The organism is Pusillimonas sp. MFBS29 (assembly GCF_020687695.1).
Lineage (GTDB): Bacteria > Pseudomonadota > Gammaproteobacteria > Burkholderiales > Burkholderiaceae_B > Pusillimonas_C.
This window is the reverse complement of record NZ_JAJEWL010000002.1, coordinates 208,369-223,761: the sequence shown is the minus strand read 5'-3', so window position 1 is coordinate 223,761 and position 15,393 is coordinate 208,369. Positions and strand designations below refer to the sequence as shown.

The window sequence follows — 15,393 nt, the reverse complement described above, 5'->3', positions numbered from 1 at the left end:
CGCTTAGCTATGCTTGGCCACCTTTGCCCGCGCCGCGTGCAGCTTTCTGTAGCTGTCCAGCAAACGCTGGTGTCTGTCCAGACCTTCCAGCTGCATGCTGGTCGGGGTCAGGCCAAAGAACCGGACACTGCCGTCCAATGCTCCCAGAACGGCATCCATTCGGGCGTTGCCGAACATCCGGCGGAAGTTCACGACGTAGTCATCCAGCTCCATCTCATCATCAAGCGCTACTTCGAGCACGACATTCAGTGCCTGATAGAACAGTCCGCGTTCGACCGTGTTGTCGTTGTATTGCAGGAAGGCGCCCACCAGCTCATGCGCATCTTCGAACTGCTGCAAGGCAAGATGAATCAACAGCTTGAGCTCAAGAACAGTGAGCTGGCCCCAGTCGGTATTCTCGTCAAACTCAATTCCGATCAGTGTGGCAATATCGGAATGCTCATCCAGATCGTTGTCCTCCAGGCGCTCAAGCAGTGCAGCCAGGCCTGCGTCGTCCAGCTTATGCAGGTTCAGGATATCTTCGCGGAACAACAATGCCTTGTTGGTGTTGTCCCAGATCAGATCGTCTATCGGGTAGATCTCTGAGTAGTCAGGCACCAGGATGCGGCAAGCCACGGCACCCAACTGGTCGTACACGGCCATGTACACCTGCTTGCCCATGCTTTCCAGCAGCTCGAGCAAAGTTGAGGCTTCCTGCGCATTCGAGTCTTCGCCACGGCCGGAGAAATCCCATTCCACAAACTCGAAATCTGCCTTCGCACTGAAAAACCGCCACGACACCACGCCACTGGAATCTATGAAATGTTCGACGAAGTTATTTGGCTCCGTCACCGAGCCGCTGACGAAAGTCGGCTGCGGCAGGTCGTTCAAACCCTCGAAGCTGCGTCCTTGCAGCAGCTCCGTCAGGCTGCGCTCGAGCGCTACTTCGAAACTGGGATGCGCTCCGAATGAGGCAAAGACACCCCCGGTGCGCGGGTTCATCAAGGTTACGCACATCACCGGATATATGCCGCCCAATGAGGCGTCCTTGACCAGCACAGGAAAGCCCTGTTCTTCCAGCGCCTGAATTCCGGCCACTATGCCGGGGTATTTGGCCAGCACTTCCTGTGGCACGTCTGGCAGGGCCATCTCGCCTTCCAGAATCTCGCGTTTGACCGCGCGTTCGAAGATCTCGGACAAGCTCTGGACCTGCGCTTCGGCCAGGGTATTGCCGGCGCTCATCCCGTTGCTGACATACAGGTTCTCGATCAGGTTGGACGGAAAATACACCACCTCGCCGTCTGACTGACGCACAAATGGCAATGCACAGATGCCACGATGCATATTGCCCGAGCTGGTATCGTACAGATGCGAAGCCCGCAGCTCATCGTCGGGGTCATAAATCTGCAGACAATGCTCGTCCAGAATTCCGGCAGGCAGCACGTCGTCAGGGCCGGGCTTGAACCAGCGCTCGTCCGGATAATGAACAAACGACGCGTCGGCGATGTCATTGCCCAGAAATACGCCGCCATAGAAATAGTTGCAGTTCAGTCGCTCGATGAATTCGCCCAGCGCAGACGCCAGGGCGCTTTCCTTGGTCGCCCCCTTGCCGTTGGTGTAACACATCGGAGAGTGGGCATCGCGTATATGCAACGACCACACATTGGGCACAATATTTCGCCACGAGGCGATCTCGATCTTCATGCCCAGGCTGGCGAGCAGCCCGGACATATTGGCGATGGTCTGCTCCAGCGGCAGATCCTTGCCTGCGATATAAGTACTGGCGTCGGCAGCCGGCTTCAAGGTCAGCAAAGACTGTGCATCCGCATCCAGGTTCTCGACCTCTTCAATGACAAACTCCGGGCCAGTCTGCACGACTTTCTTGACCGTGCACCGCTCGATGGAACGCAAGATGCCCCGACGATCCGCTGCCGAAATGTCGGGCGGCAACTCAACCTGTATCTTGAATGTCTGCTGGTAGCGATTCTCGGGGTCGACAATATTGTTCTGCGACAGGCGGATGTGCTCGGTGGGTATGTTGCGGGTAACGCAATACAACTTCACGAAATATGCCGCGCACAAGGCCGACGAGGCCAGAAAATAATCGAAGGGACCAGGCGCCGAGCCGTCACCCTTGTAGCGGACGGGCTGGTCGGCCACTACGGTGAAGTCGTCAAACTTGGCTTCAAGGCGCAGCTTGTCCAGAAAGTTGACTTTGATTTCCATGACAGGAACTTTAAAAAATGGTGCTTGAAAGCCAACGGCTAAGAAAGCTGTCGGCTACTTGTCGCGGATGCGCACCGTCAGGCTTTGCGCTGCAGTCCCCACAGGACCGTGAATATCGCTCAGAACCGAGAAGGTTTCACCCAACCCGGTAGGGCCAAAGCTGGCACGCGTATCGAAACCAATCCATCCGGCTTCGGGTTGGCGCGTGAAGTGTATGGTCAGGTCGACATTGGCGAAGAAAACATCGCCAGGACGCTCGCGCACTACCAGGCCATTGGCGGTATCAATCAGTTTCACGAAAGCTGCAACGGGCGGATCGACTTCGCCGTGCACCAGTGGATAAGGAGTACGCAGCCAGGTCTGTCCGCGCCCGCCCCGTGCGTCTGCCGCTTGGCGTGCTTCCAGCGACCCAATGAACCCGCCGTCCCATACCTCGGAGAACAATAACGCCGGGAAAGCCTCGGGCTGGGGCAACACCGGCCACTCCTGCCCCTGGACCTGCGACGTATCGCTTGCCATCAGGCGCCAGACCCGAGCCTGGATGCTGATCTGGTCACCATGACGCATGGTGGCCTCGATGAGCTCTATCGAGCGGCCCGGACGCAGCATCCGGACATCTATGGTGAACGGCCCGGAATGGATCACTCCCAGGACGTCGAAGGAGACACGTGAAACGAGTTTATCGCTGGGCAGTCGGCGCTCTACCTCGGCCAGCACCAGACCGGAGGCTGCCGCCAAATGCTGCTCGCCAGGCTGCCAGGCACCCTGCGAGTGCAATGTGGATGAAAAGCCGGTTTCCCCGGTGCGCACATAATAGGCGTCCGGATAGGATCCGCCGTCGTGGCCAATATGTAGATTGTCTGAATTAGGCATGCGCATGAGTATACGGGAGCCGGCCACCTGCGCTCAACGCGTTTTCGTTAAACTGACGCTTTATACAGCTTTCCGCACCGCGCCCCAAGCCGGCGCTTCGCCCAGTTCCCATGCCCAACACCCACGAAATCCGCCCCGGCCAGTCGATAGAACTGCTTAAAGCCCTGCATATTCTGACCCGGGACGGCAAGATGAACCAGGACAGCCGCCGTAAATTGAAACAGGTCTACCACTTGTTCCAGTTCATCGAGCCGTTGCTGAAAGACGTCAAGGAGCAACGCGGCTCGGTCACGCTTGTAGACCACGGCGCAGGCAAGTCCTATCTGGGTTTCATTCTTTACGACCTGTTCTTCAAAGACCTGAACGACAATTCCCACATCTACGGGATAGAAACCCGGCAGGAACTGGTCCAGACTTCACGCGAGCTGGCTGCAAGACTGGGCTTTGGCGGCATGTCTTTCCTGAATCTGTCGGTCGCCGATTCGATAAGCTCCGACCAGCTTCCTGCCGCCGTCGACATTGTGACGGCCCTGCATGCGTGCAATACCGCCACCGACGACGCCATTCACTTTGCCCTGAAAAAGCAGGCCAAACATATTGTGGTCGTGCCCTGCTGTCAGGCCGAAGTTGCGTCCATTCTGCGAAAAAACAAAGGCAAGGCGCTGGCTGACCCGCTGGCAGAAATATGGCGCCATCCGATCCATACGCGGGAATTCGGCAGCCAGATCACCAATGTACTGCGCTGCCTGCAGCTGGAAGCACATGGGTATCAGGTCAGCGTAACGGAGCTGGTAGGATGGGAACACTCAATGAAAAATGAGCTCATCATCGCCCAGTTCAAGGATCTTCCGCGCAGGAAACCGGCCCAGCGACTCGCAGAAATGCTGGAACGCATTGGCCTGCAACAGCTGAAGGACAGATTTTTCGTGCCCGACCTTGTGCAGACGGGCCGATAGACTAAAATCAATCGCCCCGATTTGCGGGCATTTTCTTTATTTACGCTTCATACAGGCGGAGCTTGCAGCATATGGCCGTTTTTACTCCCGTCAGCGAATCTGACGCGCAGAAATTACTGACTGACTACGCCTTGGGCGAACTCGTGTCCCTGCGCGGCATTACGGCCGGCATAGAAAACACCAATTATTTCCTGACGACAACCGAAGGCGAGTACGTCCTGACGCTGTTTGAAGTACTTACCCGGGAACAGCTGCCGTTCTACATAGAGCTGATGCACCACCTGGCCACTCACGGTGTGCCGGTGCCGGAGCCCCAGACGCTTAACGACGGCACCCGCCTGACAACCCTGCATGGCAAGCCATGTGCCATCGTCAGTCGCCTGTCGGGAGGCTACGAACCCGATCCCAGCGCCGCGCACTGTGCGTTGGCCGGGCATACGTTGGCGCGCGCCCATCTGGCCGGCCGCAGCTTCAGCATTTCACAGCCCAATCTGCGCGGCCTGTCGTGGTGGCAGGAAAACATACCCAAGGTAATCCCGTTCCTGTCCGGCTCGCAGACTGAACTGATCACGCAAGTGCTTCAGGAACAGACAGCATTTGCCGACAGCGACACCTATCGTGCATTACCCTTCGGACCGGCGCACTGCGATCTGTTTCGTGATAACGTTTTATTCGATGGCACCTTCGAGATGCCCCGCATGGGCGGTATCATTGATTTTTATTTCGCAGGCTGCGATACGTGGCTGTTCGACGTTGCGGTCAGCGTGAACGACTGGTGCATAGAGCGCAACACAGGCGTATTTCAGCACGACAAGCTGCAGGCCTGGCTGGAAGCCTACGCCAGCGTCCGGCCGTTCACCGACGAAGAGAAACTCGCCTGGCCCGTGCTGCTGCAAGCGGCGGCCTTAAGGTTCTGGGTATCACGTCTTTATGATTTTTATCTGCCCAGGCCGGCCCAGACGCTCAAGCCGCATGACCCGCGTCATTTCGAGCGCATACTGCGAGCGCGCCGCAACACGCCCGCACCTGCCCTTTAGCAACCCGGATTCACCATGCAAGCAGCTACACTTCCCATCTCGGCCGGCTGGCTCTGGATACAGAACGGCTTCCAGCTTTTCAAGCGCCAGCCCATGGCCATGTTTTTCTGGAGCCTGATGACGGGATTCCTGATCACCGTCAGCTACCTGATACCCTTGTTCGGGCAAATGCTGCTGATTGCCGTCACTCCCATGCTGACCTTCATCACGCTGTCGGCATGCCGCAATATCTCCAACGGCAAACCCATGCTGCTGACCATGTGGCTGGAGCCGCTGCGCGAGCAGTCAACCCGCAGGCGACTGCTCGCCCTGGGCCTGGCTTATCTGATCTTTTGCCTGGCCGGCGGGTTCTTTGCCACACTGCCCTTTCTGGACAGCCTGATGAGCGCCATCGATGTGAACGGCGCCATCGACGAGACCGCACTGGTCACCGCCATGCGCGGCCCCTTTATTACCTTCGCCCTGTTGTATGTGGTGATCTCGGCGCTGTTCTGGCATGCACCGGCACTGATAGGCTGGCACAACATAAAGATGTCGCAAGCCCTGTTCTTTTCCATGGTGGCCTGCTGGCGCAATAAACTGCCCTTCCTGGCCTACGGCATCAGCTGGGCGGCCATCTTCTTTGCCATTCAGATGGCGGGTTCGTTCATTACCGCCCTGGGAATTTCACCCGGCGCCGTGCAAGTATTGCTGACCCCGGTGAACATCATCGTGGCGGCCGTGCTCTATTGCAGCTTCTATCCTGCCTACCATAGCGTTTTTGGCGCCAACTACACAGCCCGCGGTTAGGCAGCCCGGGCAACCGTCATACGGGTTATTCGCGCTAAAGCCCCAAATGCTGTGCCAATCCGGGCAGCGCGGCACGCAGCAGCTCCCTGGTCACCTGCTCGGCGTTGAGCCGGCCATCCGGACGGTACCAGCGCACCGTAAAGTTCATGCCGCCCAGAACCTGCTTGCGTATGATGGCCGGGTCGCCCTGCACCAGGCCCAGCGCCACAACGTCATTGATCGCACGATGCCAGAGCTGCTCGTAGGCGGTGCTCAGTTGCTGAATCTGTTCGCGGGCCTGTGGAGTCAGGCTGCGCCATTCATAGATCATGGCATGCATGGCGTCGCCGCCCACACCATTTATCAGGCTGGACATGTGCAGACGGAACAAGCCCTCGAGCCGCTCGGCGGGCTGTTCGTACCGTAGCATCAGTGCGTGTCCCTCATCAATCACTGACTGAATACCGTTGGCCATGACGGCAAGCAGTATTTCTTCCTTGTTCCGAAAGTAATGAAACAGGCTGCCCGATCGCAAACCGACAGCATCGGCCAGTTCGCGCACCGTTGTGCGCTCGTAGCCATTGAGCCTGAACAGGCGCGCAGCGGCAAGCACAAGTTCGGTGCGACGGCTTTCGTCCACGGCTTGATGAGTACCTCGCGACCCGGCCCGCGCCATCATGTGTACAACGCCTCAATCTGGTCGGCGTAGCCCTTGTAAACACTGGCACGCCGCACTTTCATCGTAGCGGTGACCTCGCCGTCATCATGATCAAGTTCTTTGGTCAGCAGGTGGAATCGCCTGATGTGCGATACCTGGGCCAATTGCGCATTGGCTGCATCCACCGCTTCCTGCACCAGATCACGCACATCAGGGTGCTCGGCAAGCGAACGGAAATGGGTAAACGCGATGCCTTTGGACTCCGCCCATTTCGATACCGTGTCGAACTCGATCTGAATCAGCGCCGACACGTATTTTCGCCCTTCGGCGATCACGATGCATTCCTTGACATAAGCGCTGGCCTTGACCTTATTTTCTATCTCGGAAGGCGTCAGATTCTTGCCACCCGCCGTAATCATGATGTCTTTCAGACGATCAACGATACGCAGCATACGATTTTCCTGTGCCACCACGTCGCCGGTCTTGAGCCAGCCGTCGAGCAGCACAGCCCGGGTCTGATCAGGGTCTTTGTAGTAGCCGGCGAACACCATGTCACCGCGCACCAGCAGTTCGTCGTGTTCACCCAGACGGTACTCCACCCCCAGAATGGGCTCACCCACTGTGCCCGCCACGTAACGATCTCGATGCTGGCCCAGTATCATGCCGGTGCTCTCAGTCAGCCCGTAAACCTCGACCAGGGGCAAGCCCATGGTGCGGAAGTAGGTCACGATATCCGTGGGAATGGGCGCTGCACCGGTCAACGCCACCCGGGCCCGGCGCAAGCCAATGAAATTCAGCAAGGCCCGCAAGATCAGCCAGTACCAGAACGCATAGATGAGCTTTTCGGACAAGGTACGCTGCGACGCCGACTTATCGGCAAATGGTGCGCATGCCCGCATGGCACGCCGATAGCAGCCCTGTACCCAGGGATGGGCTTCCTGCATCTTGATGGTGATGGATGCGTGCAGCTTTTCCCAGATACGCGGCACGCCCAGAAACAGGGTTGGCGCCACTTCGCGCAAGTCTTCCTGCACGGTGCGTATGGACTCGCCAAAGTTTACCTGGGCTCCCGAATAAATCGGCACAAAGGTCGTGAGCATCTGCTCGGCCACATGGCATAAAGGCAGGTATGAAAGATGAGCATCGCTGCCGTCCAGGCCCAGCCTGTCCATGATGCCGGGCGCCACACCGCGCATATTGCCATAAGTAATCATGGCCCCCTTGGGCTTGCCGGTAGAGCCCGAGGTGTAGATCATCAGGCCGACATCGCTCAGGGTTTGATTTTCCAGCGCATCATCGATAACAGCCGCAGCCTTTGCGTACGCCTGAGAACCCGCGGCCTCAAGCTCGGTAAATGTGGATATGAGTTCGCGCTCTTCGCTGCTGTAGCTGCCAAGACCTTTGGTCTCTATCAGGACAATGTGCCGCAGGCTGGGCAATTCATGACGCCGTTCAAGCACCTTTTCCAGCTGTTCCTGATCTTCGCACACCACCACCTCGACATCGGCATGATCCAGCACGTAGGCGGTTTCTGCGGCCGGGCTGGTGGGATACAAGCCCACCGTGACCGCAGCTATGGTTCCGGCGCCCAGCTGGCTCAGTACCCATTCGATGCGATTCTCGGACAGTACGCCCACACGGCCACCGGGCGATACCCCCAGCGCATTCAGCCCCATGCCAACATGGCAGGCCCTCTGCCAATACTCAAGCCAGGTATAAGGGCGCCAGATACCGAAATCCTTCTGCCGTATGGCTATGCGTCCCGGTATCTGCGAGGCCTGCTGACGCAGCATCTGCGGCATGGTCAGCTCAGGCAGGCCGGAGTCCAATGAAGACATGCCCTTCCTCTCTTCCAAAGTGTTAACAGGCCTTAAGAAAGCCAGCGCTTTCTGCGCTTGTAGTGCTTGATATTGCGAAAGCTGCGGGTTTCTCCGCTGCCCCCTACCCCCAGATAGAACTCGCGTACGTCGGGGTCCTGTGCCAGTTTCTCTGCCGTGCCGTCTATCATGACTTTGCCGGTTTCCATGATGTAGCCGTAGTGCGCGATGGCCAAGGCCACCGAGGCGTTCTGCTCGACCAGCAGCATGGCGGTTTCCTGCTCGCGATTGATACGCGCAATAATCGTGAATATGCTTTCGACCAGCATGGGCGACAGGCCCAAAGACGGCTCATCAAGCAGCATTAGCCGCGGGCGGGCCAACAGCGCCCGACCTATGGCCAGCATCTGCTGCTCGCCTCCGGACAAATACCCCGCCAGCCCACGCCGCCGCTCGTGCAACCTGGGAAAGTAGTCGTAGACCAGATCAAAGTCGCTGCGCTCTATGCGCCGGCCCGATACCGCATAAGTGGCCGCCACCAGATTCTCTTCGACAGTAAGATCCTCGAAAACGCGCCGCCCTTCCATGACATGACTCATGCCGCTGCGCACAAGATGCTGAGGCGCCATCTGTGCGATATCGTTGCCATCGAAGGTGATACGCCCCTTGACCAGCTCGCCGTTCTCGAGCGACAGCAAGCGGGAAATCGCCTTGAGCGTGGTCGATTTGCCCGCGCCGTTGCTGCCCAGCAAAGCCACGACCTGCCCGGCCGGAACCGACAGCGACAGGCCGCGCAGCACCTGCACGACTTTGTTGTAGACCACCTCGATATTGTTGATATCAAGCACCTGCGTCATGGCGTTGCCCTAATCAAGCACTATCCAGTCGGATGCCGGCACCATCTTCTTCTGGCTGTAGTCCGCACGATAAATGCGGCCCACCGGAACCGAGTTGCCCTTGATGCTGATGGGCACACCGATAATGCCGCCCGTATCGAAATCCTTGATGGACTGCAGGCTGGCCTTCATGTTTTCGGATGTGAGCTCCTTGCCGTCGGCGAGCGTGCGCTTGACCGCCTCGGTCATCAGCATGCCGGCCAGGAAGCCTTGCATATAGGCCGTGCTTTGGTATTCGGGGCGCATCTCGCGGATTTTCTTCAACATGGGCGCATCGCCTTCTTCGTCATAGTAGTAGCGGAAAGGCATCACGCCCATGAAGCCATCGGCGTTCTCGCCCATCTTCATGACGGTGGAGTTGTCCATCGTCCAGAAAGTACCCATATAGCGTGTTTTCAGGCCCATTTGCCGGCCCTGCGCCACGAATTCAGGTATGGGCGCCAGCACATAGCCGTGGAATATGGTGTAGTCGGGGTTCGCGCGGCGCAGCTTCAGGACTTCGGTGGAAACGTCTACGCTGCCTGGCGCCGTCATGATCTCGGCCGCTACATTCAGGCCCAGGCTTTTGGCAACCTCGCGTGATTCGTCGATGGGATCACGGCCGAACTCGGTATCGGAATACACAAAGGCTACTTTGGCACCGGGCTTCTCCTTGGCGATGTAGCGCAGCAGAATACCGAACATCTCGGTGTAGTCGGGGCCAACCAGGAACTGCGCCGGGAATTTTTCGGGATCGTTGATCTCGGTTGCAAACGACGCCCCCGTCATCAAAATATTGCCCATGCGATCCAGCTCGGGATTGATGGTCTTGGAAAAGGCCGTGGAATCGCCGTAATACAGATTCACCTTGTTCTGGCTGGTGATCTTCTTGAATGCCGCCACTGAAACATCAACCTTGTAGGCGGTGTCTTCAGGCACATAACGCACCTGCCTGCCATCTATGCCACCGGCTTCATTCAGCATCTTTACATAGTCACCCAGACCGGCATGAATACCCACTCCGGCAAAGGCAAACACACCACTCATGGGAATGGAACCGCCGATCACGATGTCGTCCTTTTGCTGCGCATAGGCGCCACCGCCCGCTGCCAAGGCCGTCGCCAGCGTAAAAGGCAAAGCCAGCCGCCTGACCAGCCTGTGCAAGGAATGCGTACGAGTCATGGTTGTCTCCTGGTGTTATGAAATGTTGTGCATCAATCAGCCCACCGCTCAGTTACGGAAGGGCCACAGGTGAAAAAAGCGTCGTACCCGCCGCCACATCTCGGCCAGGCCCTGAGGTTCAAAAATCAGGAATACGACGATCAACAGACCAAAAACAATAGTGCGTACCGGCGACACAAAACGCAAAGTGTCGCCCTCGAAAGGAAGCGCGCCTATCACCACGCGCAGGATCTCGGGCACCATGGTCATGAAAACAGCGCCCAATATGGCGCCCAGTATCGACCCCATGCCGCCGACGATAATCGCGGCCAGGAAGAATATGGACAGGATCAGAGGAAAGCTTTCGGGTGTGACCACCCGGAAGAAGTAGGCCCACAAGCCACCCGCCACTCCGGCATAAAAGGAAGAAAGCCCGAAAGACAACAGCTTGTAGCGCAGCAAGGGTATGCCCAGCACTTCTGCCGAAATATCCCGGTCGCGTATGGCGATAAAGGCGCGCCCTATGCGTGTGCGAAACAGATTGGCGGCCCCCAGAACCATCAGTACCGTTACGGGAACGATCAGCCAATAGATCTTGAACGAAGTATCAAGCGCCACGCCAAAGAACGATGGCGGGGGCACGGTCATTCCGCCTGAACCACCGGTAAATTCAAGATTGCCAAAAACAAAATGAACAATGAACGACGCGGCAATGGTCACGATGGCCAGATACAGCCCCTTCACACGCAAAGAAGGAATACCGACGATCAGCCCGCCCAGCATGGCCACCACACCCGCAACGACCAGGTTCAACAGGAATGGCGTGCCGTAGCGTTGCTCAAGCACGGCTACCGTATAGGCGCCCAGACCCATGAATGCGGCCTGCCCAAGGCTGACCAGGCCGGTATAGCCGGTAAGTATGTTCAAGCCGGTTGCACTGGCCGTATGTATGGCCACCAGGCACGCCAGGTATAGCCAATAGTCATTGGCCAGAAACGGATAAGCCACCAAAGCCAGGCCAAACAACGCCATCCACACACGCTGCGTAGCCGTATCAAACAAGGCCTCGTCGGCAATATAGTTCTGTTTGGCAGTTGCTATGCGCATGCTCAGAGCCTCTCAATTTCGCGAGTGCCAAACAAGCCATAAGGCCGCAGCATCAGCACCACCACCAGCACAATGAACGTAACCAGCAGCTTGTATTCACCCCCAAGATAAGCGCTGGCCCATGCCTCGAGCACACCGATCAGCAGACCGGCCAGCAAGGCGCCCACGACGCTATCCAGACCGCCCACAATCACCACCACCAGAACCGACAGCCCGAATATCCCCATGGACGAAGACAGCCCGCCTATGGCGCCCACCACAATGCCCGCCACGGCGGCCAGTGCGGCACTTGTGACCCAGGCCAACGAAAACACCCGCGGCACATTGATGCCCATGGAATAAGCCGCGCCCTGGTCCGAAGCCGTGGCACGAAGGGCCACCCCGCCGCGCCAATAACGAAAGATCGCCACCACAATCGCCACCAGGGCCACCGCAATCCAGAAACCGTAAAACACCTTGGAAGAAATAAAGGCCTCGCCCAGGAAGATGGGTTCGGCAGGCATGAACTCGGGCAAGCGGCGCTGATCGGCGGTCCAGATCAGCTCGACCAGCCCCACCATGATGGAACCCAGCCCCACCGTGACCATGAACACCGAAATGGGCGATTCGCCCAGCATGGGGCGGATGGCCAGGCGCTCTATCACGCCGCCCATGACCCCGCTGCAGAATATGGCCAGCACCACCGCCAGCCAGATTGGCCACTGCAACCCCGAAGCAAATGCAAAGAAAATATAGGCGCCCATCATCAGCATTTCGCCTATGGCCAGATTCACCACCCGCGTGGCCTTGTACACGATCACGAAAGCCAGGCCGGCCAGTGCGTACAGACCCCCGCTGCCGATGCCCGCCAGCGTGACTTCAAACAGGAAAAGCCAGTCTGTCATGCGATCTGTTCCTGTTCCGCCCCGCGCAAGCGACGGCGCAGATCGGACACATCGCCCGCGCCCAGATAAGCCTGTATGACCTCGGGGTTGGCCTGCACCTGCCCGGGCGATCCGTCGGCAATCACCTGCCCGAAATTAAGCACCACCACATGATCAGACAAATCCATGACCAGGCCCATATCGTGTTCAACCATCAGCACGGTCACGCCCCACTCGTTGCGAACGTCAAGAATGAAACGCGCCATGTCTTCGGTTTCTTCCCGGTTCATGCCCGCCACGGGTTCGTCGAGCATAATGACTTCGGGCTGCATCGCCAATGCGCGCGCCATTTCCACCCGCTTTTGCAGGCCATAGGGCAAGGCTGCCACCGAAGCGTGGCGTATATGGTCGATCTCGAGAAAATCAATAATGCGCTCTTCAATATCGGCCCGCAGCGCAACCTCTTCACGTCGGGCCGCACCCAGATAAAACATACCCTGGAAAAGATTGGTTTTAAGGCGACAGTGCCGGCCCAGCTTGATGTTGTCCAGCACCGACATGCCGCGAAACAAGGCAATATTCTGAAAACTGCGCGCCAGGCCAAGCTTGGCCCGTTGCGGCGCCGGCAGGCGCGAAATATCGCGCCCCTTGAACCTGACCGCACCCTGGCTGGGGCGATAGAAGCCTGAAATGGTGTTGAACAAAGACGTTTTGCCCGCGCCGTTCGGGCCGATCACCGTGGTGATGGAACCAGGCTGCACACTAAAGCCAACGCCATTCAGCGCTTTGACACCGCCGAACGCCAGCGTCAGCCCTTCTACCTGCAAGATAGGATCGCCAACCGCCACATTTTTCTCCGTTCCGGGCAAGGGGCCAGCCCCCGCTCTGCTTGCCGGCTGTTTTGTTTATGGACCGATCAAGCGCTCGGTTGAACAATGCATGACGACGCCAATGAAGGCAATATCGGATTTACCCTGATGTCAGGGCTTTGCGGATGGACAGGTAATAATCGGGGCAGGCGCGGCAATAGCCGGCGGGCAGCTCCACCACGGCGGTGGCCGAAGCACACCAGGCTATACGCCAAGGCTTTACCTGATGCTGCGCCAGCACCTGATGACGCGCATTCAGGAAGACGACATCAATGGGTTCAGGCAAAGCCAGCGTATGTATGGCATTGCACGGCGCAATATACAAACCGGTGTGCCAGCGCAAGGGGCCCGTGGCGTGCAAACCAAGCAGGCGCAACCGGAAACAGGTGGCTTTGTAGAGCGTGAACCCGTGGGCAGTGATCCACGGCGCTGGTGTTCCAGGGGTGATCATGAACTGTTTGCCAGCAGCTTGACCACTATCGGGAAACCAATGATCAGGAAAGTGCAAGGAAAAATGCAGAAAACCATGGGAAACAGCATTTTGACCGGTGCTTCCAGCGCCAGCTTCTCAGCTCGCAGAAAGCGTTCGGCCCGACGTTGCTCTGACTGGGACCGAAGCAGAGGGCCAAGACTCATGCCCAGCTGATCGGCCTGAGCCAACGCCGTCACCAGGCTTTGCACGGCGGTCAGTCCGCAACGATCAGCCAGATCCTGCAAGGCCTGAGCACGGGGCAACCCTGCGCGCATATCCGCCAGAGCATGCCTTAGCTCGGCGCGCAACGGACCGTCGGGCCCATGCTGCGCAGCCTGCTGCAAGGCGCCTTGCAGATTCAACCCGGCTTCAACACATAACGTTGTCATGTCGAGCAGGAAGGGAAATTCCCGCAACATAAGCCTCTGACGCCGGGACTTTAGTTCATGCAACCAATAACGCGGCCATGCCAGGCCGGCAGTACCCGAGAACAAGCATGCAATCAGCACGTACTGCGGACTGGCTAATCCTGAGACACGTAACACCAGGACTGAAACCATCATCGCAACAAGGCCACCGAGCACTTGCATGGCTACGATGTGCTCGGGCAAACACCAGGGCCCCACCCCCGCTGTCGACAGGCGCTGACCGAGAGTGTGCCGCATACCCCAGGGGATAAAAGGCTTGCACACAGGAAGCAGTGCAAGCACCCAGGGCCAGATCAAATGAAAAAGCGCAGGCGCGAACATTGTGTGTCGCCGTAAGTGATATTGCGCCAGTGGTCGCGTAAATACCCACACCATCAGGTACAAAGATAAACCGGCAGCCAGACAACTTATCCAGAAGAGCATGCCCGAGCTCCTAGATCTGGATAGCAACTATGCGGCGTATGAGCCATATGCCGATGCCCTCCATTACTGCCACGGTAAGCAGCACAGCCCACCCCGCTGGAGTTTCCCACAACGCCGACATCGCATCAGGATCCAGATAATGCAGGACAACTGCCAGAACGGGCGGTAAACCAGCCATAATCCACGCCTGCATGCGCCCTTGGGAGGTCAGGGCCTGCACACGGCTTAACAAGCGCAAGCGGGCTCGCAACGTAGCAGCTATGCTTTCCAGCGTTTCCGCAAGATTTCCACCACTTTGTGCAGCAATAGTCAGGGCCGACACAACCAGCCCGGTCCCTTCGAACGGCATACGGCGATATAGATCGGCCAATGCCTGTTCGAAGCTGATACCCATGCGTTGCTGACGCAGCATCAGGCCAAACTCCTGCGACAGCGGTGCAGGACTCTGGGCCACAATATGCCGCAAGGCAGACTGAATACCCGCGCCTGCACGCAAGGCACCTGCCAGTGCCTGCAGCATCTCGGGCAGCTGTTCGTCAAAACGCTGCAGGCGCCGACGTCGTAGCCTGCCTATGACATATTGAGGCAGCAGCAAGCCAGACGCACCGGACACTACGGTCATGACCAGGCCACCTGTCAACCCATACACAACAGCCATCAACAGAAGACAAATCGCCAGATTTGCCAGCCAGAGCTGCGCCGGGTCAACAAACAGAAAGAACTCATCCAGTCGCTTGCTGGCTTGTTTCTGGAATGCTTGCTGGTAATGCACATAGACCACTCCCAGCCATTTCTGCAAAAACCACCAGCACATACCCACGAGGACAGCTACAGCCACTAGAAATATAAATATTGCCATTCATTGCTCCTCTGCTCGCAGG

General features: G+C 57.9%; 15 protein-coding genes. 3 read left to right on the top strand and 12 right to left on the bottom strand.

The genetic code is table 11. The features are described 5' to 3' along the window. Positions 1-3 precede the first annotated feature (3 nt). On the bottom strand, positions 4-2,205 hold the full coding sequence (locus LKR43_RS03670) for an OsmC domain/YcaO domain-containing protein (RefSeq protein ID WP_227682496.1): 2,202 nt from the start codon (positions 2,203-2,205) through the stop codon (positions 4-6). 54 nt (positions 2,206-2,259) lie between these two features. After that, complete coding sequence (locus tag LKR43_RS03665; RefSeq protein WP_227682495.1) at positions 2,260-3,078, bottom strand: thioesterase family protein; 819 nt, start codon at positions 3,076-3,078, stop codon at positions 2,260-2,262. Positions 3,079-3,188: 110 nt separating this feature from the next. On the opposite strand from LKR43_RS03665, the gene LKR43_RS03660 reads away from it, so the two are divergent. The 3 genes from LKR43_RS03660 to LKR43_RS03650 all read left to right on the top strand — a co-directional run bounded on the left by LKR43_RS03660 (position 3,189) and on the right by LKR43_RS03650 (position 5,860). Then, entirely contained in the window at positions 3,189-4,034 is an 846-nt protein-coding gene (locus LKR43_RS03660) for an SAM-dependent methyltransferase (RefSeq protein WP_227682494.1), read from the top strand. 71 nt (positions 4,035-4,105) lie between these two features. Then, positions 4,106-5,071, top strand: a complete 966-nt coding sequence (locus LKR43_RS03655) for a homoserine kinase (RefSeq protein WP_227682493.1) — start codon at positions 4,106-4,108, stop codon at positions 5,069-5,071. Positions 5,072-5,086: 15 nt separating this feature from the next. After that, complete coding sequence (locus tag LKR43_RS03650) at positions 5,087-5,860, top strand: BPSS1780 family membrane protein (protein WP_227682492.1); 774 nt, start codon at positions 5,087-5,089, stop codon at positions 5,858-5,860. Positions 5,861-5,894: 34 nt separating this feature from the next. Here LKR43_RS03650 and LKR43_RS03645 read toward each other — a convergent pair whose 3' ends face one another. The 10 genes from LKR43_RS03645 to LKR43_RS03600 all read right to left on the bottom strand — a co-directional run bounded on the left by LKR43_RS03645 (position 5,895) and on the right by LKR43_RS03600 (position 15,371). Beyond that, positions 5,895-6,518: a TetR/AcrR family transcriptional regulator gene (locus LKR43_RS03645; protein WP_227682491.1), complete on the bottom strand. Its 624-nt coding sequence runs from the start codon at positions 6,516-6,518 to the stop codon at positions 5,895-5,897. Next, positions 6,515-8,335 (bottom strand): long-chain fatty acid--CoA ligase, encoded by a 1,821-nt coding sequence (locus LKR43_RS03640; protein WP_227682490.1) that lies wholly within the window; start codon positions 8,333-8,335, stop codon positions 6,515-6,517. The genes LKR43_RS03645 and LKR43_RS03640 overlap by 4 nt, the downstream gene beginning before the upstream one ends. A gap of 32 nt (positions 8,336-8,367) precedes the next feature. Further along, on the bottom strand, positions 8,368-9,171 hold the full coding sequence (locus LKR43_RS03635; protein WP_227682489.1) for an ABC transporter ATP-binding protein: 804 nt from the start codon (positions 9,169-9,171) through the stop codon (positions 8,368-8,370). Positions 9,172-9,180: 9 nt separating this feature from the next. After that, positions 9,181-10,371 carry an ABC transporter substrate-binding protein gene (locus LKR43_RS03630; protein WP_227682488.1) on the bottom strand — a complete coding sequence of 397 codons (1,191 nt, stop codon included), beginning with the start codon at positions 10,369-10,371 and terminating at the stop codon, positions 9,181-9,183. Between the two features lie 48 nt (positions 10,372-10,419). Continuing rightward, the gene (locus tag LKR43_RS03625) at positions 10,420-11,457 is read right to left on the bottom strand and encodes a branched-chain amino acid ABC transporter permease (protein ID WP_227682487.1); all 1,038 of its coding nucleotides are present in this window, start codon (positions 11,455-11,457) and stop codon (positions 10,420-10,422) included. A gap of 2 nt (positions 11,458-11,459) precedes the next feature. After that, positions 11,460-12,341 (bottom strand): branched-chain amino acid ABC transporter permease, encoded by an 882-nt coding sequence (locus tag LKR43_RS03620; RefSeq protein ID WP_227682486.1) that lies wholly within the window; start codon positions 12,339-12,341, stop codon positions 11,460-11,462. Further along, positions 12,338-13,168 carry an ABC transporter ATP-binding protein gene (locus tag LKR43_RS03615; RefSeq protein WP_227682485.1) on the bottom strand — a complete coding sequence of 277 codons (831 nt, stop codon included), beginning with the start codon at positions 13,166-13,168 and terminating at the stop codon, positions 12,338-12,340. The genes LKR43_RS03620 and LKR43_RS03615 overlap by 4 nt, the downstream gene beginning before the upstream one ends. 121 nt (positions 13,169-13,289) lie before the next feature. Then, positions 13,290-13,640: a DUF192 domain-containing protein gene (locus LKR43_RS03610; protein ID WP_227682484.1), complete on the bottom strand. Its 351-nt coding sequence runs from the start codon at positions 13,638-13,640 to the stop codon at positions 13,290-13,292. Then, on the bottom strand, positions 13,637-14,410 hold the full coding sequence (locus LKR43_RS03605; RefSeq protein WP_227682483.1) for a type II secretion system F family protein: 774 nt from the start codon (positions 14,408-14,410) through the stop codon (positions 13,637-13,639). Before LKR43_RS03605 ends, LKR43_RS03610 begins: the two co-directional genes overlap by 4 nt. Before the next feature lie 112 nt (positions 14,411-14,522). After that, positions 14,523-15,371 carry a type II secretion system F family protein gene (locus LKR43_RS03600; RefSeq protein ID WP_227682482.1) on the bottom strand — a complete coding sequence of 283 codons (849 nt, stop codon included), beginning with the start codon at positions 15,369-15,371 and terminating at the stop codon, positions 14,523-14,525. Between the last annotated feature and the right edge of the window lie 22 nt (positions 15,372-15,393).